Source organism: Atribacter laminatus, from assembly GCF_015775515.1.
In the GTDB taxonomy this organism is placed as follows: domain Bacteria; phylum Atribacterota; class Atribacteria; order Atribacterales; family Atribacteraceae; genus Atribacter; species Atribacter laminatus.
This window is the reverse complement of sequence record NZ_CP065383.1, coordinates 776,867-799,271: the sequence shown is the minus strand read 5'-3', so window position 1 is coordinate 799,271 and position 22,405 is coordinate 776,867. Positions and strand designations below refer to the sequence as shown.

Genomic DNA, 22,405 nt, shown 5'->3' with positions numbered 1-22,405 from the left:
TCACCTCACAATCACTTCATTGCCGCCCCTTGGTTCGTGGGCCGGGCTCTTTCAATATAGCGGCCGAGGAGGCCGTGGGTATATTTGGGTGGCGGGAGAACCAATTGTTCTTGCCGTTTTTGTTTTTCTTCATCACTTATCAATAATTCTAATTTTCTGGATGGAATATCAATGATAATTTCGTCACCGTCCTTGACCAGTGCAATCGGTCCCCGGTCGTAGGCCTCGGGGGCAATGTGACCTATACAAGGTCCTCGAGTTCCACCGGAAAAACGACCATCAGTAACCAAGGCAACATCATGGCTAAGACCCATTCCAACTATAGCTGAGGTTGGAGCTAACATTTCTCTCATCCCTGGACCTCCCTTTGGCCCTTCGTAACGGATCACAATAACACTGCCCTTCGAAATTTCACCCTTGGTAATTTTTGCCATAGCATCTTCTTCACTATCAAAACAGATTGCTTTACCACGAAAAACTTTCGTATCTGGACTAACTCCAGATTGTTTGACAACAGCTCCTTCAGGAGCTAACGAACCCTTTAATATTGCAATACCACCCTCTTGAGAATGAGGATTATCACGAGATCGAATAATCTCATGATCAAAATACTGGACAGAGTCTTGTATTTCTCTAATTGAAAATCCACTCACCGTAGGATTGTTTTCAATTAAATCACCGAGAATTTTTTCAACAGCGGGAATGCCGCCAGCAAAATGAAGATCTTCCATAAAAAGCTCACCCGCGGGACGCAGGAGCACTAAGTGTGGAACCTTCAGTGAGAGTTGGTTGAAAGTGTCGAGGTTGATTTCCTTCAAACCTAACTCATTAGCCAAAGCTAATAGATGAAGGACGGTGTTAGTAGAACCACCCAAAGCTAAATCCATTGTAATAGCGTTTCTTAGGGATACCGAGTTAAGAATTGCCCGAGGGGTTAAACCTTGTTTTATCAAATGATTAATTTGTTTGCCACTTTCATAACTAATTCTTCGTTTTTCTGCCAGTACCGCTGGTGCAGTTCCACATCCTGGTAGACTCATTCCCATAGTTTCAGTCAAACAAGCCATGGTATTTGCAGTATAAAGTCCTTGACAGGATCCTCCACCGGGGCAAGCTTCCATCTCTAAAGCATATAATTCTTTTTCATCGATAAGGCCAGCGTGGTACTTTCCCACTGCTTCAAAAGTGTCTCGAACGAAGGAAAGCTTCCTTCCCTGATACCGGCCGGAAAGCATGGGCCCGGCTGTTACAACTATAGCAGGAATGTTTAAGCGGGCTGCAGCCATAAGCATTCCCGGAGTAATTTTATCACAGTTGGTGAGGAGTACCAGACCATCAAGAGCATGTCCCTTGGCAACCGCTTCAATACTATCAGCAACCACATCGCGGCTGGGTAAGGAATATCGCATACCTTCATGGCCCATAGAAATGCCATCACATATTCCTGGAATTCCAAAAATAAAAGGGGTTCCGCCTCCAGCTTCAATGCCTCTTTCGATAAAGCGCTCTAATTCTCGCATATGGATATGTCCGGGAACCAAATCAGAATAGGAACTAGCTATACCGACAAAGGGTCTCTCCATTGCAGAGCGTGATATTCCAGTAGAAAAAAGCAAGGAACGGTGTGGACAACGATCGGATCCTTTTTTAACTAATTCACTTTTCATAAAACTCCTCCTTTGTGGATATTCATGGCTATCTATAAAAACTAGGAATATTAGGGAAATCAGAATAACAAAAAACCCCTCGTCCTCACAGGGACGAGGGGTTCTAAGAACTTCCCCGCGGTACCACCCGACTTGCCAACATATCGGCCAACTCATTACAGGTACGGGCATGAGCCTATACCATCCTCTATAACGGGAGTTCCCGACTCGGCTTACTAGGTTCTCGTTCAGCCTGTAACTCCAGGGTGAGTTTCGGTATTTCTTTTGGGTGCTTACTTTCAGCAAGGAGCAAGCTCTCTGTAACCCCTTCGATACCTACTGAGCCCCTTCATAGTTTTTATCCGCCTAGTGTTTATTTGCATCCCAGGCTATACTATAAAAGTAGCAGAAATATACCACACTCAACATGAAATTGCAAGAAAACCTAAAAAAATATTGAAATAAAAGAGTAGAAGGGTCAAAAAGATTTAATCGGCCTTTCCATTCTTGAAGGAGTCAAATGAAGACAAAAGTTCCTTAAAACGGGCACGATTAGTTGTGCCTCAATAATTTTTTAAATTTTTGTCGGTGTTTGATAAAACAAACCGGTTGGTGAATTTACAGTATAGTTCTTAAGCGTTTTTCTAGTTCGTATAAAAAAGTTTTAATAAATTAAATTTATCTTGAAGTTTAAGGTTTGAGGAATTATAATTGTTAATGAGAATGATTATCATTATAAGTTGGTAGAAAAATGTCTAATCATGAATGGGAAAAGGTTTTAAAAAAACATAATATTAAGGTTACTTCGTCTCGAATGGCTATAGTTGAGTTGTTTGAAGAAAATCGAAAACATCTTTCTGCGGAAGAAGTTCATGAATTTCTAAAAAAAAGGAATCAAAAAGCAGGAATTGCCACAGTTTATCGTAATCTTGATTTACTAACCAAAGTGGGAATATTACATCGAGTCAATTTTGGAGACGGAAAGGATCATTTTGAAATCACTCAAAGACCCATTCATCACCACCATTTGGTTTGCAATAAATGCGGCAGAGTTGTTGATTACAGTGAGATTATGGGAGAAAGTGAGTTCGTTTCCTATTTAGAAAAAGAATTAACTCAGCGATATGGTTTTAAAATTGAATCCCACCAAATTTATTTTTATGGACTCTGTGATAAATGTCGATGAGATCTAAAAACTTAAGGGGATGGTTTTCTTGATCCTAAAACGATGCATAGTTCCAAAATCAGCTGATTCATGTACTACATTAATTGATATGCTTCCTGGTCAGACTGGAACAATTACTGAGATCGATCATGGCCATGGGTTGGTGAGAAAACTATGTGTGATGGGTATTATACCTGGAAAAAAAGTAATGAAAATTAGCCAAATCTTGGTTGGCGGACCAATCGTAATTCGTATCGATGATCATGACCTTGCCTTGGGGCGTGGGATTGCAAGTCGGATTAAAGTTAAAATAGAGAAATGAAAAAAGTCGTCTTAGCAGGAAATCCAAATGTCGGGAAAAGCGTTTTTTTTACTCGGTTAAGCGGGATTTATGCGGTTTCATCAAACTATCCGGGAACAACAGTTGAGATATCTCGGAGTCAAATAAGTCGTGATGGAGTGAAATTTGAGTTAATTGATGCTCCTGGAACTTACGCTTTAGAAGCCGATGCCGAAGCCGAAAGAATTGCTGGAAAACTGATTGATGAAGCTGATATTGTTGTCAATGTAATTGATGCTGGCAACCTCGAGCGAAACCTATATCTTACTTTTGAACTTTTAGAAAAAAAGAAACCAATGGTAATTGCTCTAAACATGTGGGATGAGGTACAGCGAAGGGGAGTCAAAATAGATATTCCGACTCTTTCGAAGATTTTAGGTATACCGGTTATTCCGGTAGTTGCTACTACTGGAGAGGGGATGAAGCAACTTCTCCAAGACCTTGACCATGCTCGAATTCCAATTGTCGAACCAAGTTCTCATCAGGAACGATGGCATGAAATTGGACAGGTTATTCAAGCCGTACAATCATTTTCTTATAAAAAACCAACTTGGGTTGATCGTTTAAAAGAAGCCACCCTGTTACCTTTCAGTGGGTTTCTTATTGGTTTGGGGGTTTTATATGGAGTATTTTGGGTAGTTCGGTTTATTGGGGAAGGGCTTATAAATTATATTCTTGACCCAATTCTTTATCGACTTTATTATCCTCTCTTGCTGAGTCTTGATAGGTATTTAACTTTTTCTCCTTTTTTAAGGACAATTTTAATAGGACATCTGGTCGACGGAAAAATCGATTTTGAACAATCACTTGGTTTGCTTTCCACGGGGATTTATGTTGAATTGGGGGTTGTTCTTCCCTATATTATATCTTTTTATTTTATTCTTGGGCTACTGGAAGATACTGGTTACCTTCCTCGTTTAGCGGTTTTGTTAGATGGTTTTTTTCACCGGGTAGGTTTACATGGTTATGCAATAGTACCCACTTTATTGGGTTTGGGATGCAACGTTCCGGGAATAATGTCTACAAGAATATTGGAAAGTAAAACCGAACGATTTATCATTTCAGTTTTGATTTCGATTGCTGTCCCCTGTGCTTCACAACAAGCCCTGATTTTTGGTGTTTTAGGGAAACACGGTACGATGCCGGTCATGTTGGTTTATTTTATTCTTCTCTTGGTGTGGATTATCTTGGGGGTTATATTAAAATATACCGTAAAAGGTTATCGTCCAGCTCTTATTCTGGAAATACCTCCTTACCGTTTTCCCTATTGGAAAACACTTCTTCCTAAATTATGGTTACGCGTAAAAGGTTTTTTAAAAGAAGCTCTTCCCGTTGTTTCTTTGGGAATTCTGGCGGTTAATCTTTTATTTATGACCAATCTTTTCCCTTATATTGCACAAATTGTTGGCCCTTTTTTTCAAAGATTTTTAGGTCTCCCCAGTGAAGTTTCCTTGGTATTAGTACTAGGTTTTCTTCGGAAAGATATAGCTATGGGCTTGCTCGCCCCCTTACAACTCACGGTGAAACAGTTGATTATCTCTTCGGTAATGTTAGCCATGTTTTTTCCCTGTGTGGCAACTTTTATGGTAATTTTAAAAGAACTTGGAGCAAAAAAACTGATTCAAGGAACGATAATTATGCTTTTTGCATCAACTCTTACTGGATTAATCTTGAATTTGGTTTTATAATTTGACAACCAATAAAGGTTAAAGATTTGTTTTTACTCCCCTTTATAGAGTCTCAAGGAAAGATTGGAAATTTTGAGAAAAGAAGGGGTTATTTAATGTGAGCGAAGGATTCATTCTTGTTTTGCAGCAGTTTTCTAATCCAGTTTTTGATTTTCTCTTTCATTTTTTTTCCTTTTTTGGATCGGAATTATTTTACTTGTTTTTTCTTTCTTTTATCTATTTATGCTTGAACAAGAAGATTGCCATCCAACTTGGTATTGTTATCTTTTTTTCAATGTATATTAATTTTACTTTAAAGGAATTATTTAATCTTCCTCGACCTCAACACCCGGAACTACGGGTTTTGGAGAATCCCGAAGGGAAATCTTTTCCGAGTGGTCATGCTCAATCGGTTGCAACTGTTACCTTTTTTTTAGCATGGTCTTATCCTAAAAACATATATTTCCTTTTAGCAATTATTCTGAGTTCTATCGTTGCAATTTCTCGGATTTACTTGGGGGTTCATTATCCGCGCGATGTTATTGTTGGTGCAATTTTAGGATTTGTATTTGCTCTTTTTTTCTGGTATTTATTTAATCGGTTTGAGAGATTAAGGTTAAAATTTATTCCCGTAAGAGCTTTTTTCTTGAGTTTACTAGTGGGAGGGTTGCTCTACTATTTTTCTTCCGATCCTTTATCGGCTCGCGTTGCCGGATCTCTTACTGGAATCTTATGTGGTACAGTTCTCGAAAGCACCCTTATCAATTTTGTTTTACCATTGAGCTTTAAGGATCGGTTAGCGCATTATGGATTAGGTATGGTTATGGTAATTGCTCTATACCTTGGGATGAAAGTCATTTTTCCGATCTCGCTCTGGGCTTATTTTATGCGGTACTTTTTTCTTAATTTTTGGATTGTTTTCGTCACACCTTTGATTTTTTATAAGGCTTTAAAAAAAGAGATTTAATTGAATAATGGTGAGGTTTTTTTCATTCCCATTGGGCGTTAGGGAAGTGATATAAGAGTTATTCCGTCGTCCAACCAAAGAATGGTTGGGCTCCGCAATGACGTTTTTAGATAGGAATTTTCATTCTCATCTGGTGCTGTAAATCGGCTTAACCATCTATCCTATAAAAAGGAGGAATAAAAATTGTGAATTCACTGGGAAAAATAGAAAGGGAGCTCGATAATTTTAATGTAGAAGAAAGAAAAAAAGCTTTTTTAGAGCTGAAATCGTTGGTAGATCAGAAAAAAGTTCTTTTACCCAACTCTTCATCAAGAGTGAACCTTCACTATCATACTTTTTTTTCCTTTAACGCTTATGGATATTCTCCTTTGCACATTATCTGGCGAGCTCGAAAAGAAGGATTAGCCATGGCTGGCAGTGTAGATTTTGATGTTTTGGACGCTATGGAAGAATTTCTTTGGGGTGGGTTCGAAGTGAACTTACCGGTATCCAGTGGTATTGAAACTCGAGTGTATTTACCCGAATTTCAAGATCGAGAGTTGAGTTCTCCCAAAGAGCCCGGAGTAGCTTATTTTATGGGAAATGGTTTTACTCAGCTTCCTGAATTAGAGACAAAAACAGGTAAAACTTTAAGATATTTAAAAGAAATCGCCCAAAAAAGGAATAGAAGCGTTTTAAAAAGGGTGAATTCATACTTACAGCCGGTTACGATCGATTTAGAAAAAGATGTTCTTCCATTAACACCTTCAGGGAATCCTACCGAGCGGCATCTGGTCATGGCCTATGATATAAAGGCAGACCAAATTTTCCCTGACCAAAGAGAGAGAGTGAAATTCTGGTCAGAGAAATTGGAAATTTTCCCAGAGAAGGTTGAAGATTTTTTAAATCATAAACCCGATTTTTATGATTTTATTCGGTCTAAATTAATGAAGCATGGAGGTGTCGGATACGTCAAACCCGATGTGGGCGACTTTCCGACTCTTGAGCAGGTAACTGATATGATACTGGACTTGGGAGCGATTCCATCCTTTTCTTGGCTTGATGGTACTCGAAGTGGTGAAAAAGATCCAAAAGAATTATTGGATTTCTGTGAAGCGAAAGGCATTGAAACTTTATTTATTGTTCCTGACCGAAATTGGGACCTCCCTGATCAAGAAGAAAGACGATTAAAACTTGCCAAGCTCTATGAAATTGTTGAGGAAGCAAAACGGAGAGAATTCCCCATATTTGTAGGGACGGAATTGAATAAATTTGGGCAAAAATTTGTTGATGAATTCGAATCTGCGGCATTAGCTCCAATAGCGCCATATTTCTTGAGAAGTGCATGGATGCTTTGGGGTCACATTATCATGGAAAGATCTTCACAACGTGGATATACCAGCAAATGGGCAGCAAAGACTTTTCAAGATCGGAAAGCAAAAAACCGATTTTACTATCAAATTGGTCAAGTTATTCCCGCAGATAGAGATCAATTAGAACAAATAGGATCACTTTCAACTGAGGAATTGATAAAGCGATGGGCATGATTTTGATTGTAACTCCCAATCCATGCATTGATAAGACTCTTTTTGTTGAAAGTATTGTTCCAAAAGCAAAAATTAAGGTGGAAAAAGTTAAAGAAATAGCTGGTGGAAAAGGTTCCAACGTGAGTCGAGTATTGCATCGGCTTGGCGTTGAAGTTGGGCACTTCATTATTTTAGGGGGGCATACTGGGCAAAGAGTAAAAAACTTAATGGAATTAGATGGAGTCTTGGTTTATCCTGCTTGGATTTCTCAATTAACCCGAGTTGTTACGACTATCGTTGATCGGAGTTGGCAACAAGTTGCTTATTTTGAGCCAGGACCGGTCATTTTTCCACATGAAATGGATCAAGTATTATTAACATTTGAAAAGATTATTCCATCAGCGGAGTTGATCGTTTTTTGTGGAAGTGTTTCTGATCAAAGTGCTCATGACATTTATTATCGAATGATTCAGATTGCAAAAAAAAATAGGATAAAAACCATCATCGACAGCCGTGGGGTACCGCTGATCGAAGCCTTAAAAACCCAGCCTTGGATAGTAAAAATGAATCGTGAAGAAGCGGAAGAGACCTGGGAGAAAAAAATTAGCTGTGGTGATGACTTAAACAAATTTTATGAATTTCTCAATAATAAAGGAATTGAATATCTTATTCTCACTTTGGGAGAAAAGGGAGCTTGGTTTCGAGGGAAAGGAATATCTTGGTTTGGTTGCCCCCCCAAAGTGAACTCGATTAATCCAGTAGGCTCCGGTGATTCTTTTTTAGCTGCATTTATTTTTGGCCTGGTTAATGGAAAAGAATGGAATGAGTGCTTGCGTCTCGGTATTGCCTCGGGTGCTGCTAACGCTCAAATCTGGGAAGCTGCAGCGATAACCTGGGATGATATCCAGCTCCTTTTGCCTGAAGTGGAGGTTGAAAGTGGGAATAGCTTTTTAGAAAATTATTAATAAATGAAAAATAAACGAGAAAAAGAAGGAATTTCACCCTTTATGATTAAATAATAAGTTAAAATGGGCATTTTGGCTGAATGGAATAATTTCTTTCCCTTAATTGTTATAGAAAGCAGGAGTTCACTTTAAGTTTTTTAGTTTAGTAAGTTGAAAATATTCGTTTTGAATTGAAACTTTTTAGGGTTTTGCAGAATATATAAAGACAACGATATCATGATAATTAATGAGCTGAAAAGTTTATATAAAAAAAGTGAAGCAGAAAATTAAAGGGAATTTAATAAAAATATAAAGGATCTTTCCCCTCCTTGCATTTACGGGGGACCGACACCAAAATCGGTCCCCCGTAAATGTTTTTAGGCAGAATTAAAGAACCTTTTGAATTTTTTGGTTTAAATCAATTAGCTGGAAGGCGTGAAAATACTTACCCATGCTTTTTTCTATGGCTGAGAGAACAATAGTTTCCGCTTGATAGCCGTTTTTAAGTAAATTTTGATATAAACTAAATCGAGATTTTATCACTTCTGGTTTCGACCATATGTAACGGCAACCGGTTTTAGTTAGCCAGGCTTTTCTTTCGGGAGTTAGAGAGAAAAAATCAATTCCTTTTTCTTCGGTTTGGAGCCATTTTTTCCAACGACCACTTTGATAAACTGCTTGTTCTAGGCTTTCCATTATGTTGGATTTTTTGGCAATTCCTCCTTGTTTATCCAGATCAATTTCAATTTTTTCACACTCGAGAAGTGAGTTATATTCTTCTTCAGTAAACTCAGGGCCAACATTAGCACCACCCATGCCTGATAGGGGGTAGTCGGCCGGATTTTCGACATAATCAGTATAATGGCCTTTGATATATGATCCGTAGTTTTTAGCTATTTGAACCAATTTTTGGGCTACTTGAGGGTCAAAGGTAGTGGTATGAAGATCGGTTCCAACTTTCCCTACAACAAAAATTGGCCATACATCAGATAATCCTCGATTTTGAAGCTGATTTTTTAAGCCTTTAAGAAAATTCTCAAAGACTGATAGGTCAGCTAAACCTCCATGGACTTCTTCTGTTCCAACTTCATAGGATATCGGTGGGAATTGGTGGTCTCTACGGAACTTCTCAGCGTGTTCGATTAATTCCACAGTTCTGGTGATTACCAAATCGATAGGTATAACTGAACCAGAAGGGAGAGTCCTGTCTACAGTTGGATCGACATGAATGAGGTCATAACCAGCTTCGATGGCGGCCTCGAAGGATTTTTTTATCCATTCCATGCATTTTATTAGAGGCCAATTTTCTTGGCTTTGTATATCTTTTAGCCAAGGACCACCATGGTCGATAGCAATGATAATTGGTCCATTATAATGAATAGCTTCTGCTTCAAGCTTTACCATTTTTACAAATTCAAACTGGTTCATCCCGGTATATCCACCGTCTAAGTCGACTTGATTGAGAGTAGCAGCAAATTTTATAGGGGCATTAGCCCTTTGAGCCGATCTCAGGGCAGCTTTTATCACCGTTTCAGAATTGGGACAGGCAGCAAAAAGCGTCCGGGGAGTGTTTTTCAAAATGCTTAATTCCATCATTTTTCTCATTAACAAATCACAAGTTGGTATACCAAGCTTTTTTGCTCGCTCACGGATTAGACTATTGTCAATGTATTTTCGTTCCAGCATAAAATCCTCCTTTTCTATATTCAACAATTAAATTCGAAAAAAGAATTAAACATTTTTTTAACAATTGGATCTACCAGTTAGTTTATCATTCAATTTAGAAAATTGTGTGGATAGAACACTATCTTCTTTAAACACTGAAAAGGATATCCTTTTTATTAATGTTTTTCAAAGAAGGAAAAAGAATAGCGAATTGTGTTTTTATAAAGACACTGGAAATCATAAGGGTGGTTTAATTAAATTGGCAAACTATGGATATTAATAAATACAGTTGATTGATTAAAAAAGGACACCTAAATTCTGGTGTATAATAATCGGATAGTTTCTTTTTTAGCAATTTAATTTTTAAACAACGGTAGTATAATATACTAAATATATCGAATAACTAATAAAGGTTTGGTAAAATGCCATGTGGGACTATACTGAAAAAGTTAAAGATCATTTTCTTCACCCTCGAAATGTGGGGGAAATTGAAAATCCTGATGCTGTAGGTATTATAGGAAATATTGTGTGTGGTGATGCTTTAAAACTCACCTTTAAGGTGGATCGGAAAACAAACCGAATTATTGATGTTAAGTTTCAAACTTTTGGTTGTGCATCAGCGATAGCTAGCTCATCAGTTTTAACTGAGTTATTAAAGGGAAAAACCATTGAAGAAGCACAAAAAATTACCAATCAAGATATTGCTGATTATTTGGGGGGACTTCCAGAAGAGAAAATGCACTGCTCGGTTATGGGTAAAGAAGCACTGGAAGAAGCCATAAAAAATTATAAAGGAGAAAAGCAACCCATTGAACCTCAGGGAAGAATTATCTGCAAATGTTTTAATGTTTCCGAGGAAAAAATCCGTAAAGTTGCTCAAGAAAATCACCTTAAGACAGTTGAAGAAATTACCAATTTTACCAAAGCCGGAGGTGCTTGCGGTTCTTGCCTTGGAGAGATTGAAACTATTCTTAAGGATGTTTGGTCAACAAAAGAACCAATTAAAATTGAAGCAAGATCAATTAAAAAACGCACTAATTTGCAAAAAATCGCCCTCATCCAAGATATTTTAGAGCGAGAAATTCGACCAAGTTTACAAGCCGACGGAGGCGATATTGAGTTGATTGATATTGAGGGAAACAAAGTTATAGTAGGTTTTCGTGCGATGTGTGTTTCCTGCCCTATGGGTGGGATAACGCTAAAAAGTATTGAAGATAAACTCAAAGAAGTTGTTGGAGAAGAAATAATGGTAGTCGAAGAATGAAAACTCTTTATTTTGATAATAATGCTACAACCCAAGTTGCCCAAGAAGTATTAGACAGCATGCTTCCTTATTTTCGGGAATTTTATGGAAACCCCTCCAGCATGCATACATTCGGAGGACAGATCTATCGTAAGATTGAAGAAGCCCGGGAACAAGTTGCATTACTCATTGGATCAGATCCAGATGAAATCATTTTCACGAGTTGTGGGACCGAAAGTAACAATACGGCAATCATGAGCGCGATAGAAACCAATCCAACAAAAAAGCACGTTATTACTACTAAAGTGGAACATCCGGCAGTTTTAAATTTCTGTAAACATCTGAGCCGTAAAGGATATCGAGTGACCTATTTACCGGTTGACAGTAAGGGGAGATTAGAAATTGACTCACTTTTGCAGGTTATTGATGATGATTTGGCATTGGTTTCAATTATGCATGCGAATAATGAAACCGGAGTTATTTTTCCCATAGAAAAGATTGGGCATATTCTTAAGGAAAGAAAAGTGGTTTTTCACACCGATGCTGTTCAAATTGTAGGTAAATTACCCATAAATGTAAAGGACCTTCCAGTTGATATGCTTACTCTTTCTGGACATAAAATCCACGCGCCTAAGGGGATTGGAGCTTTATATGTAAGAAAAGGAACCCGGTTTTATCCTTATCTCATTGGTGGTCATCAGGAAAACGGACGTCGAGCAGGAACAGAGAATGTTGCCTTCATAATTGGATTAGGAAAAGCTTGTGAGATAGCAGCAAAGAGTATACAAAAAGAAGTTGGCTTCGTGAAACACCTTAGAGATAAGCTTGAAAATAGCTTATTAAGCAACTGCCCGGATGCCAGTATCAACGGCGACAAAGAAAACCGGCTCCCAAATACGTCTAATATTAGTTTTGAGTTCGTTGAAGGAGAAGCGATCCTTCTTCTACTGAATGAATATGGCATTTGTGCATCATCAGGTTCGGCCTGTACATCAGGATCATTAGAGCCAAGTCATGTATTACGAGCTATGGGGGTTCGCAACACTGCTATCCATGGTTCAGTAAGGTTTTCTTTGAGTAGGTATAATCAGGAGAGAGAAGTTGATAAGGTAATCGAAGTCATGCCGGAAATTATTAAAAACCTTCGACTCATTTCACCATTCGGCCAGGAAAGATTAACGGGGAAGGGATATGCATCTTGAAAAGGAAATAAAAAAGGACGATCTTACGATCGCCCTTTTTTATTTCCAGAATAAACCACAATGGCACCGATTATTTATTTCAACATCCCCCTGACGAGTGTAAATACACGGGCAAACATTCTCTTGAATATTGTCAATTCGACACGGGCAATAGAAATCTCCAAATCGCTGATGCTTTTTAAGCAATCCTTCGACGAGAGCTTCCTTCATTTCATTGAAGCGATACCCCCGAAACCGAGCAAAATTATCCATTCTTTGCCTTATTTCATCTTCCAAGGAAATGTCCTTAGGTCGTTCTAAACCTATTTGATCTTGTTTTAAAACCATTATTAAAACTGCACCACAGACTGGACAAATGACCTTTTCCCCAGGCTCTTTGGTTTCTTTTAAAATAAAGTTGACCTGGCAAACAGGGCAGAGGATTTTTCTCTGGGCATTCATCGTTCCAAGACCTCCTTGATGCGTAGTTCATCGTATCCAACGATGACTTCATCATCAATAACAATAACTGGGAACGCTCGACGTCCAGAAATTTTTTGAACTTCACTAATGGCTTTTTCTTTTTCTTCCTCTTTGAGGAGATCCACGTCTACTGATTCATAGGCAATCTGATGGTTGGTAAAATATTTCTTTGCCATGGTACAAAAAGGGCAGGTGCTCAACGCATACAACATAATTTTTTTCATTTCTTTTAATTCCTCCTCTTCATGTTTACTCATGATTTCAGTTGTGTGATAAACAATTGATCGCTAAACGGGAAAATTTTCTGATCATTCCTAAGATATCGATTGAACAATAAAGGATACAATAAGCTAATAGGTACGTACTATAAAGTATATGAAACCAACATTTTCAGAAAAAAAATCACGACGAGCATCCCGTTCAATTTTCGCTTCTAAAGACAATGAAAAAAACAGCCTCTTTTAGTGAAGTCTTATGATTCTTCCTGAAGATGAATAATAACCGTGGTTTTTAGCTTCATCCTTCCATTTATAAAATTAGGAGCTTCACTCTATTATATCTTAAACTCATTTTTTATAAATTTATTCAAAAAAAATTTAAAAATTATACTCAATAAAGGGGTTGTATTTATTTATTTGGAGTAAAATATTTTTAGAGAGATTACCATCAACAGTATTATTAAACCAATTTTATCAAAAGTCATGATTTGGCAATATTTGTACAAATATTGCCAAATGAAGGTAAAAAACGGGAGGGGAATGAAAATGAGATTTAAAGATTTATTTCTTAAATTACTAGTTTTTGGTTTAGTGATGTTCATTCTGTTTTCTCAAGCTTATCCAAACCATAGAGGTTTGTTTAACTCTTCAGCTTTTGCCCAAGAAATAAATATCCTTTTTCTACACCATAGTACCGGTCAAGTTATTTGGGAAGGCGGTGTTCCCGATTTAATTGATCAACATAACAACACTAACGGTACCTCATATTATATCGAAGCCCAGGAATTTCCCAAGGATTATCCATATGGATGGAGTAACTATCCCTATGATTATTGGAATATCTGGGTTGAAAATGCTGGAGAAGAGCCGTTTATGGATGAACCGACTCTAGAAATACTTACCCAGAATTATCAAATGATTATTTGGAAACATTGTTTCCCGGTAAGTGATATTGAGGAAAATAGTGGAGGATCAGACGTGAGCTCCGATGTTAAATCCATTAAAAATTATCAACTTCAATATTCGGCTCTTAAGGGGAAAATGCATGAATTTCCTGAAACACTTTTTCTAGTTTGGACAGGAGCGGCTCAAGTAAGAGGCGCTACTTCTAAGGAGAATGCCCAAAGAGCACAAAAATTTTTTAAGTGGGTTAAAGAGGAGTGGGATCAGTCCGGAGACAATATTTTTGTCTGGGATTTTTTCGAGTTGGAAACCGAGGGGGGAATTTACTTAAAAGATCAATATGCTGCTTCCAGCGATGATTCTCATCCCAATTATGATTTTGCTGAAAGGGTTGCACCCTTGCTAGTTCAAAGGATTGTTGATGTGATTGAGGGAAGGGGTGATGAAGAAAGTATAACCGGTGAGTAAGCTTAGTTCTATAAAATTCCTATTATGTTGTTGGAAATTAAAAGAATATAAGGCTTTTATTCATACCTTAAAGCCGTGATTGGATCGAGCTTACTGGCTCGTCGGGCGGGGAGTATACCAAAGAATAAACCGACAGCCAGCGAGACCCCAAAAGATATAACGATAGAGCCCAAGCTGACTTTAGTAACCCATTGGGTAAAATTCCCTATTAAACGAGCGCCGATTGCTCCAAAAATAATCCCAAGAACTCCTCCCAAACAACTCAGCACTGATGATTCAACCATGAATTGAAAAAGAATATCACTTGGACGAGCACCGATTGCTTTTCGAAGGCCAATTTCTCGGGTTCTTTCTGTAACCGAAACCAACATAATATTCATGATACCGATACCTCCTACGAGCAAGGAGATGCCAGTTATGGCTCCTAGAAAAAGGGTTATGGTTCCAGTGACCTGATTAATAGTATCAAGAATATCTTGCTGATTCATAATGGTAAATCGATCAATATCACCTAATTTTCGAAGAAAAAACTTTTCCACTGATTGAGAAATAGTATCCATATCCTCGGAAGAGTCGGATTGTATGGTGATGCTTTGTATATATCTTGAGCCAGTTAATCTTTTTTGAAGGGTTGTGAGAGGAACAAAGATTTGATTTCCTAAATCTTGAGGGCCCATTGATTTCTTTTCCATAACACCAATTACTTCAAAACTCACTCGACCGATCCTGATTCTATTGCCAATTGCTTTATTAATATCTCCAAAAAGGTCGATTGCAACAGTGTCACCAATTACCGCATAATTATTTAAATTAATATAGTCATAATTGCTAAAAAAGCGACCCAAAGAAGGGCTGAAATTACGAACTGTTGGATAATTGGCAGTTGTTCCAACGATTGATACCGATGTATTATTTCTTCCATAGACAACTGTCTTTCGTAGAGTAGATTCAGCGATAATGGATTGAACACCTGGAATAGAGGTGGCTTGAATATCTCTAAAATGTTCAATTTTTAAAATATTCGACATTCCTCTCATCATGATTGGTGCGCCTGGCCGTTGCCGTGTAGTTCCTCCAACCACAGTTAAGAGATTTGAACCTAAACTTCCAATCTGATCTACTATAGAGGTTCTAACCCCAGTGCCCAGTGAAATCATAGAAACAACAGCGGATACACCGATAATAATACCGAGCATGGTAAGAAAGGAACGAAGTTTATTGGATACCAGACTGGAGATTGACGTTCTCAAACTTTCATAAGCATTCATGAGGCTACCTTCCTCCGCCACCAAAAGGACCACCCATAGAAACGGGGGGAGTGCGTCGGTTTGCCAATAAAGGAAGAGCAATCTGCTCTCCTGCCTCAATGCCCTCAATGATTTCAACTTGGCTATCATTACGAATTCCAAGCTTTACTTCCCTTTCAATTGGTTCACCTTCCTGGTTAGCAATAAGTACAAAACCCTTTCCCTCTTTTTCAATAAGAGCATCGAGAGGAATAATGGTGGCATTCTCTTTATATTGAGTGGTTATTTCTACATCAGCAGTCATTTCTGGACGAATAATGCGATCGGGATTTGGGATAAGAACAGTAGCGTCGTAAGTAACTACATTTTCTGTTATTTTTCCCAGAAAAGAGATAGAATCAACTTCTCCATCAAAGGGATTGTCAGGAAGAGCATCAAGAATAACTCTGGCCTTCATGCCTTCTTTAATACGGGGAACATCAATTTCATTGATCGGGACGACTACTTTCATAGTGCTCATATCATCAATAGTTGCAGTTATATTAGTAGTTGTTGTACTTCCAGTTTGAATAATATCTCCTACTTTGACATTCATGTCAATCACAGTTCCAGCAATTGGTGATTTTACTAGGGATGTTTCTAACTGGTTTTTTATTGATTCTAAGCTCGCTTTGATCTCAGTAATATGGGCACGCCTGATTTCGACGTCTTCTTTTTTGGGTTGTTCTTTAAGATCATCTAATTTTGCTTTAGAAACATTAACTGCTTGTTTCTTTAGGATGACCTGATCCTCGCTTTGTTCTAATTGTTCTTGTGATAACCCACCAGATATAAATAATTCCCGATGCCGCTCAAGAGTTCGTTGGGCATTTTCTAATGCTATCAAAGCCTCCTGATAATTGGCTTCGGCTTGTTGAAGGTCAACCTCACTTGGTTGTTGAAGAAGCTTATCGAGTTCTGCTTGAGCGGATAACAGTTGAGATTCTATTTTTTGACGACTAATTTCCAGTTCGCGAGTATCTAGTTGGAAAAGAGGTTTGTTTTTAGTGACTAAATCACCTGATTTGACAAAAATTTGAGTAACTTTTTCACCAATTTCTGACTTTACTTCTGCACGAGTAAGGGATTCAACCGTTCCAACCACAGAAATTGAATTGCTGATCGTACCTTTTTCTACTGGAATGGTTTTATAAGTAACGGCGTTTTCTTTTTGACTTGAAGGAACATTATTTTTTAGAAACAAAAACCAAATTGCTACAAAGACGACTCCTAAAATAAATAATAAAATAATTATTTTTCTTCCCTTTTTTGACAAAGGAATTATCCTCCTCAACCGATTTCTTAATAATGAACAATTATAAATCCTTTAAAAAGTTTTATCCTCTCCGGTTTTAAATAAATCGGTTTTTCTAAGTGATTGTAAGGATTATCTGTGGAAATTTAAAAAACCAGATTGGAATTTTTATGCACTTTCTTTTGAACTAAAAAATGCTGATTGAACTCTTATGAAGCTAATTTTATATAATAACTTCGTTTTATATATTGTATTGTTATTTCATTTTTTATAAATATGTTCTCTTTTTTCTGCAGAACTTAGTTTATGTTTAAAAACGAATACTAAAACTTTCAAAGTATGATTGTCAAGGGTATGAAAGTTGAACAGTCAAATCCAAACCCTGATTTTAAAAATATTTTTTAAAATTTACTCTTTCACCTCTTGACAAAGAAAAAGAAGAGAATATAATATGAGTAAGTTTAGTAATTTACTAATGATACTGAATGAAAACTAAAGGAGTGAAAGACCATGAACGGATTAACCTCGATGATTCTGAGTAGAAAAACGTTTCTTCTCGTAAGTGTAGTTCTTTTGATCGCTTTCATGAGTGGAGTGGCATCCAGTGCTGATATCGTCACCGTCACCAGTGATAAGAATATCGTTGATACTGCCCAAGGGGCGGGTATCTTTACCACTCTCTTAGCAGCTGCCCAAGCAGCAGGTCTGGCCGATATCTTAGCCAATACCCAAAACATCACGGTGTTTGCTCCCAATGATGCTGCCTTTGCTGCCTTACCGGCTGGTTTTGTCGATGGACTCCTGAAACCGGAAAATCAAGACCTCTTGGTTCAGATTCTTTCCTACCATGTGGTTCCTTTCCGAGTCAATGCCCGAGACTTAGTGAACACCTTAACCTTGCGGACTCTGTTTGATAACTATCCTCTGTATCTCCGAGTGGGAGGAGAAGGAACCGTGAACATCATGAACGGTGCTCCGGGGTCGTGTGAAGTCAAGGGAATCGTCGCCGACAAGAACATGATTGAAGCCACCAATGGAAACATCTATGTGATTGATACTGTTCTTACTCCCTGGAAGGCGTGTTCGGTTGATTTGTTGAATTGATAACTCAGTAAGCAATCGAAAAAAGTAATTTCAAAAAAATCCCACCGTTATAACAACGGTGGGGTTTTTGTTTTAGAGAAACTCCTTGGTCACTCCCTATCATCAAAGGAGAAAAAATTGAGCTCAAAAGATATCCGCATTATTGCCTTACCAGCAGTGACGGTTTTAGTTTCCTTCTCCCTTGAGGGGGGAAGGAAATAGATTATTATATTCCTACATTACTCAATATATTTTCAAAATAGACCCTTTCCTCATGCCACATTGTGGCACCAGATGATGATGAAAATACTTACCCAGGAATCGTTTCCCCCTTTAGCAAAAAAAGGGGGGGGGGTTAGGGGGATTTGAGTTTTTTAGTAACTAATTGAATCCCTCTTAATTTCCCTTTATATAAAGAGAGAAAATAATAAAGATTGAGCATGAGAGATTGCCACGTCGCTTCGCTCCTCGCAATGACGACTCAAAGTTCCTTCTCCCTTGATGGGAGAAGGTGAGGATGAGGGTGAAAGCCCAGAATGAGATCCTGATTAGTTGCTATAAAAGAGTTACTTTAAAAAACATTCAAGTATTTTCAAGATAGACCGTCATGCTGCTTTGCAGCACCAGATGAGGATGAAAATACCTATCTAAATCCGTCATTGCGAGGAGCGTCCTAGGCGACGTGGCAATCTCTACCATCCACTTAGTCATTCTGAGGAGTCCGGTGTTTTTGCCGGACGACGTAAGAATCTCATCATTTAAAGTATTTATGAAGAAAAAAATTAAAAGATGAGATCCTCACGCCCTCAAAAAGCGAGGGCTCAGGATGACCGATTAAAGGCACACCCCCCTTTATCCCCCCTCAATGGGGGAATTTATAAGATGGTATTTTCAGGATAGACCGTCATGCTGCTTTCGCAGCACCAGATGATGATGAAAATACTTACCCAGGAATCGTTTCCCCCTTTAGCAAAGGGGGTTAGGGGGATTTGAATTTTTTCCTGCTCGGTCATTCAGGCTGTGTCATAATTATTCTATAAATTTTTTACCACCACTTATGTTAATATTTTACAGGAATATTGGGAATAGATAACCAAAAAACTGAAGATAAATAGAATGTATCCTCCACTTTCAAACTCTTCTTGGTGTATTGTGACACAGCCTGATTGCGAGGAGCGTCCTAGGCGACGTGGCAATCTCATTTAGAAATATTTTAAAAATACTGAAAGGATGAGATCCTCAAACCCTCAAAAAGCGAGGGCTCAGGATGACCGATTAAAGAATTCATTTGAAGGTATTTACAGGTTAGAACTATATTATTCATTATGGATTAATTGCTTTAAAGCATTTAAGGCGCGCTCATAATCAGGTGCTTGAGTGGTATCAGGAACGATTTCTATGTATTGAATGACATTTTCCTTATCAACAATAAAAAGGGCTCGAGTTAATAAGCGCAACTCTTTAATTAATACTCCCCAATTGGTCCCAAAGGATGCAAAACGATAATCAGAAAGAGCTATCACTTTATCAATTCCTGAGGTAGCGCAAAACCGATGAATAGCAAAGGGAAGATCCATGCTGATGTTGATTACGGCCACATCGTCTGGGAAGGTGGAAGCTTCCTCATTAAAATTATGAATTTGAAGATCACAAACAGGAGTATCCAGAGAGGGTGTGACTGAAATAACCTTAATTTTTCCAGCGAAATCATTTAAACTCATAATTTTCATTTCTTCATCGACTAAAGAAGCCTGAGCAACGACTTGAAAATCTGGAGCGAAATCACCAACCGTAAGTTCGGGTCCTATTAAAGTAATTGGTTTTCCTTTTAGTGTCACTACTTGAGCTCTTTCAATAATTTCGTTGGTTTGTGTTATTCCCATAACTGAAAAGGAAAAAAGAAGAAAGGTTGTCATTAAGAATACGATATATTTTTTCATTTAAGTTTCCTTCCTTTCTTAAGCGAATTAACACTTATTTTAAACCTCATAGCGATTATTTATTCCAAAAATTTAATGTTTTTTAAGACTGAATAATCAAAACGTACTTTTTATAATTTAGATAAGCAAACCTTAATAGTACTTTGCCAACGAGGTGAACCGAGTTTTTCCTTAATAACAAAAAAAGAATACGTTATTTCTAAAAAAACTGGATTGGTTAGCATATCATAAATACTTCTTTTCTAAAAACTTAGTTTGATGTGAAAGTCACAATATGTTATATTCATTGTGAACGATACCGTTAACGTTCATGGTGGTTAAGGTGAAAAAGAGTAACCCTCCAACAATTCGGGAAATAGCGCGGTTAGTTGGTGTTTCGGTAAATACCGTTTCACGAGCATTGAACAATAAACCCGATGTGAGTCCCGAAACCAAAAAAAACATTATCAAAACCGCTCAGTTACTGAACTATACTCCTAATGCAATTGCTCGTGCTTTGGTTCAAAGATCAACACGTACTATTGGAATGGTAATGAGCGACATTTCTGATCCTTTTTTTGGAGAAATGGTGAAAGATGCTGAAGTTTTTTTCCGTTCTCGTGGATATAATCTTATTCTTTGTAATACTCAGGAAAATTTTGACCAAGAAAAGCATTCTATCGAAACTTTAATCAACAAAAGAGTAGATGGGATACTTTTAACACCAGTTGGAAGAAATGGAGAAAATCTTCAGGAAATTTTAAAAAACCGAGTTCCAATAGTTTTATTAGGGAGACATTTTGATGAGCCAATAGCACCGAGCGTTACCTCAAACGATGAACGGGGAGGATATTTAGCAACCCAACATCTCCTTGAACTAGGGCATCATAAAATTCTTTTTATTAATGTTTTTCATCACATTTCCAGTGCCCATGATCGCTTTTTAGGTTACCAAAAAGCCTTAAGAGAATTTGGTATAGATTACGATGAATCTTTACTGATTCATGCCAGCTTTGATCTAGATGATGTTTATCAAAAAACAAAAAAGTTTTTTTACCAATCGGGAAAAGTAACAGCTGTCATTGTATTCTGCGATATTTTAGCCATAAGCGTAATGAAGGCAGTAATAGATGTGGGTTTAACGATTCCACGCGATATTTCAATAGTGGGATTCGATAATATTAACATAAGCTCTTTGCTTCCCATTCCACTAACCACTATTGACCCAAATAAGAAGAAAATGGTTGAAACTGCTTCAGAACTGTTATTAGAAGCCATTCGATTAGATAACATTAAAGCGGGTAATTTATCTATTGAGCCAACATTAACTATTCGATCGTCTACCATACTATCGGTTTGATACATTTAAATTATTAAAAATATAATGTTTTAAAAAAGGGGAGGTAGGGGAAGTTGAAGGTAATGACAGTTTGTGGTGAGAAAAAAATTGAAGAATTAGGTGTCATCCTACCGCATGAACAAATATTTATCGATATTAGTAATCAATTTACCGAACCCATAACCCCATTTGAGAAAAGGTTAGCTTATCAGAAGATTGCTATGAGTAACTTGGGATATCTTCGTCGAGATCCCTATGTGGTAAAAGATAATTTAATTCTCTCTGAATACGATATTGCTCGCGATGAATTAATGGCCTTTAAAGAATGTGGAGGCCAAACTATTATTGATGTCACTCCAATTGGGATTGATCGTGAGCCAAAACAATTGCAAAAACTTATGGATGAAACAGGGGTAAATATTATAGCGGGATGTGGTTTTTACACTCATGATACTCACCCGGCTGATATTGAGAAGAAATCGGTTGAAGATATAACTGAATTAATCATGAATGACTTGTTGATTGGAATGGATCAGACTCAAGTTCGTTCTGGCGTCATTGGCGAAATTGGAACCAGTCGGCAGATCCATCTGAATGAAAAAAAGGTTCTTCAAGCAGTGGGGAAAGCTCAATCCCAAAGCAGGGTTCCAATTTTTATACATATCTATCCTTGGTCGGAAAATGGAATAGAAGTATTGAATATTTTAGAAAGTGAAGGTGCAAATCTTTCCCAGGTGGTTATCTGCCACTCAGATGTAGATATGAATCCCAATTATATGATTACAATAATGAAAAGAGGTGCATTTATCGAGTTTGATAATTTTGGGAAAGAATTTTGGATTCCTGTTGAAAAAAGGAATTTTGCTGGAGGAAATTTTGCTACCGATCGAGACCGAGTCCAGGTTATCCGTAGGTTGGTCGATCTTGGTTATCAAAATCGGCTTCTTATAACCAATGATATCTGTTTGAAAGCAATGCTTCACGCTTATGGAGGATGGGGTTATGATCATATTCTTTCCAATATTGTTCCAATGCTCATAGATGTTGGAGTTGAAGAAAAAATAGTTTGGGACATAGTAAAAAAGAATCCACAGCAACTTTTTATAGGATAAAAATTGAGGAGGTTTG

Annotated in this window: 19 protein-coding genes and 1 other annotated feature; of the genes, 12 read left to right on the top strand and 7 right to left on the bottom strand. The window is 37.6% G+C overall.

All coding sequences use genetic code 11. The annotated features are described in order from the left end of the window. Window positions 1-11: 11 nt before the first annotated feature. A complete protein-coding gene (gene ilvD / locus RT761_RS03800) occupies window positions 12-1,667 on the bottom strand; it encodes a dihydroxy-acid dehydratase (protein WP_218112757.1) in 1,656 nt (551 codons plus the stop codon). 86 nt (window positions 1,668-1,753) lie between these two features. Further along, window positions 1,754-2,008: a binding site (T-box leader), on the bottom strand. A 389-nt stretch (window positions 2,009-2,397) separates the two neighbouring features. Here ilvD and RT761_RS03795 point away from each other — a divergent pair. The 6 genes from RT761_RS03795 (at window position 2,398) to RT761_RS03770 (ending at window position 8,255) form a co-directional block, all read left to right on the top strand. Further along, complete coding sequence (locus RT761_RS03795) at window positions 2,398-2,832, top strand: Fur family transcriptional regulator (protein ID WP_218112756.1); 435 nt, start codon at window positions 2,398-2,400, stop codon at window positions 2,830-2,832. A gap of 28 nt (window positions 2,833-2,860) precedes the next feature. Next, window positions 2,861-3,133: a FeoA family protein gene (locus tag RT761_RS03790; protein ID WP_218112755.1), complete on the top strand. Its 273-nt coding sequence runs from the start codon at window positions 2,861-2,863 to the stop codon at window positions 3,131-3,133. Further along, complete coding sequence (locus RT761_RS03785; RefSeq protein ID WP_218112754.1) at window positions 3,130-4,839, top strand: ferrous iron transporter B; 1,710 nt, start codon at window positions 3,130-3,132, stop codon at window positions 4,837-4,839. The genes RT761_RS03790 and RT761_RS03785 overlap by 4 nt, the downstream gene beginning before the upstream one ends. A 97-nt stretch (window positions 4,840-4,936) precedes the next feature. Continuing rightward, window positions 4,937-5,785: a phosphatase PAP2 family protein gene (locus RT761_RS03780; protein ID WP_218112753.1), complete on the top strand. Its 849-nt coding sequence runs from the start codon at window positions 4,937-4,939 to the stop codon at window positions 5,783-5,785. 185 nt (window positions 5,786-5,970) lie between these two features. Continuing rightward, window positions 5,971-7,311, top strand: coding sequence for a hypothetical protein (locus RT761_RS03775; protein WP_218112752.1), 1,341 nt, complete (start codon window positions 5,971-5,973; stop codon window positions 7,309-7,311). Beyond that, window positions 7,302-8,255: a 1-phosphofructokinase family hexose kinase gene (locus tag RT761_RS03770; RefSeq protein ID WP_218112751.1), complete on the top strand. Its 954-nt coding sequence runs from the start codon at window positions 7,302-7,304 to the stop codon at window positions 8,253-8,255. The genes RT761_RS03775 and RT761_RS03770 overlap by 10 nt, the downstream gene beginning before the upstream one ends. A 366-nt stretch (window positions 8,256-8,621) precedes the next feature. On the opposite strand, the gene RT761_RS03765 is transcribed toward RT761_RS03770, so the two are convergent. Then, complete coding sequence (locus RT761_RS03765; RefSeq protein WP_218112750.1) at window positions 8,622-9,920, bottom strand: class II D-tagatose-bisphosphate aldolase non-catalytic subunit; 1,299 nt, start codon at window positions 9,918-9,920, stop codon at window positions 8,622-8,624. A 406-nt stretch (window positions 9,921-10,326) separates the two neighbouring features. Between RT761_RS03765 and nifU the strand changes: the two genes are divergently transcribed. After that, window positions 10,327-11,163 carry a Fe-S cluster assembly protein NifU gene (gene nifU / locus RT761_RS03760; RefSeq protein ID WP_218112749.1) on the top strand — a complete coding sequence of 279 codons (837 nt, stop codon included), beginning with the start codon at window positions 10,327-10,329 and terminating at the stop codon, window positions 11,161-11,163. After that, window positions 11,160-12,344, top strand: a complete 1,185-nt coding sequence (nifS, locus tag RT761_RS03755; protein ID WP_218112748.1) for a cysteine desulfurase NifS — start codon at window positions 11,160-11,162, stop codon at window positions 12,342-12,344. Before nifU ends, nifS begins: the two co-directional genes overlap by 4 nt. 39 nt (window positions 12,345-12,383) lie before the next feature. On the opposite strand, the gene RT761_RS03750 is transcribed toward nifS, so the two are convergent. Together RT761_RS03750 and RT761_RS03745 are read right to left on the bottom strand one after the other, a co-directional pair. Continuing rightward, window positions 12,384-12,785 carry a ferredoxin-thioredoxin reductase catalytic domain-containing protein gene (locus RT761_RS03750; protein WP_218112747.1) on the bottom strand — a complete coding sequence of 134 codons (402 nt, stop codon included), beginning with the start codon at window positions 12,783-12,785 and terminating at the stop codon, window positions 12,384-12,386. Then, window positions 12,782-13,030, bottom strand: coding sequence for a glutaredoxin family protein (locus RT761_RS03745; protein ID WP_218112746.1), 249 nt, complete (start codon window positions 13,028-13,030; stop codon window positions 12,782-12,784). Before RT761_RS03745 ends, RT761_RS03750 begins: the two co-directional genes overlap by 4 nt. A gap of 540 nt (window positions 13,031-13,570) precedes the next feature. On the opposite strand from RT761_RS03745, the gene RT761_RS03740 reads away from it, so the two are divergent. Further along, on the top strand, window positions 13,571-14,395 hold the full coding sequence (locus RT761_RS03740; protein ID WP_218112745.1) for a hypothetical protein: 825 nt from the start codon (window positions 13,571-13,573) through the stop codon (window positions 14,393-14,395). A gap of 56 nt (window positions 14,396-14,451) precedes the next feature. Here RT761_RS03740 and RT761_RS03735 read toward each other — a convergent pair whose 3' ends face one another. Continuing rightward, window positions 14,452-15,663 carry an ABC transporter permease gene (locus RT761_RS03735; protein ID WP_218112744.1) on the bottom strand — a complete coding sequence of 404 codons (1,212 nt, stop codon included), beginning with the start codon at window positions 15,661-15,663 and terminating at the stop codon, window positions 14,452-14,454. 4 nt (window positions 15,664-15,667) lie between these two features. Next, entirely contained in the window at window positions 15,668-16,957 is a 1,290-nt protein-coding gene (locus tag RT761_RS03730) for an efflux RND transporter periplasmic adaptor subunit (protein WP_218112743.1), read from the bottom strand. A gap of 489 nt (window positions 16,958-17,446) precedes the next feature. Between RT761_RS03730 and RT761_RS03725 the strand changes: the two genes are divergently transcribed. After that, window positions 17,447-18,040 (top strand): fasciclin domain-containing protein, encoded by a 594-nt coding sequence (locus tag RT761_RS03725; protein ID WP_218110978.1) that lies wholly within the window; start codon window positions 17,447-17,449, stop codon window positions 18,038-18,040. 1,295 nt (window positions 18,041-19,335) lie between these two features. Here the strand turns inward: RT761_RS03725 and tpx are convergent. Continuing rightward, window positions 19,336-19,875 (bottom strand): thiol peroxidase, encoded by a 540-nt coding sequence (tpx, locus tag RT761_RS03720; RefSeq protein ID WP_343073771.1) that lies wholly within the window; start codon window positions 19,873-19,875, stop codon window positions 19,336-19,338. 406 nt (window positions 19,876-20,281) lie between these two features. On the opposite strand from tpx, the gene RT761_RS03715 reads away from it, so the two are divergent. Beyond that, window positions 20,282-21,298: a LacI family DNA-binding transcriptional regulator gene (locus RT761_RS03715; RefSeq protein ID WP_218112741.1), complete on the top strand. Its 1,017-nt coding sequence runs from the start codon at window positions 20,282-20,284 to the stop codon at window positions 21,296-21,298. Window positions 21,299-21,360: 62 nt separating this feature from the next. Beyond that, on the top strand, window positions 21,361-22,389 hold the full coding sequence (locus RT761_RS03710) for a phosphotriesterase family protein (RefSeq protein ID WP_246465289.1): 1,029 nt from the start codon (window positions 21,361-21,363) through the stop codon (window positions 22,387-22,389). The last annotated feature ends 16 nt before the right edge of the window (window positions 22,390-22,405 follow it).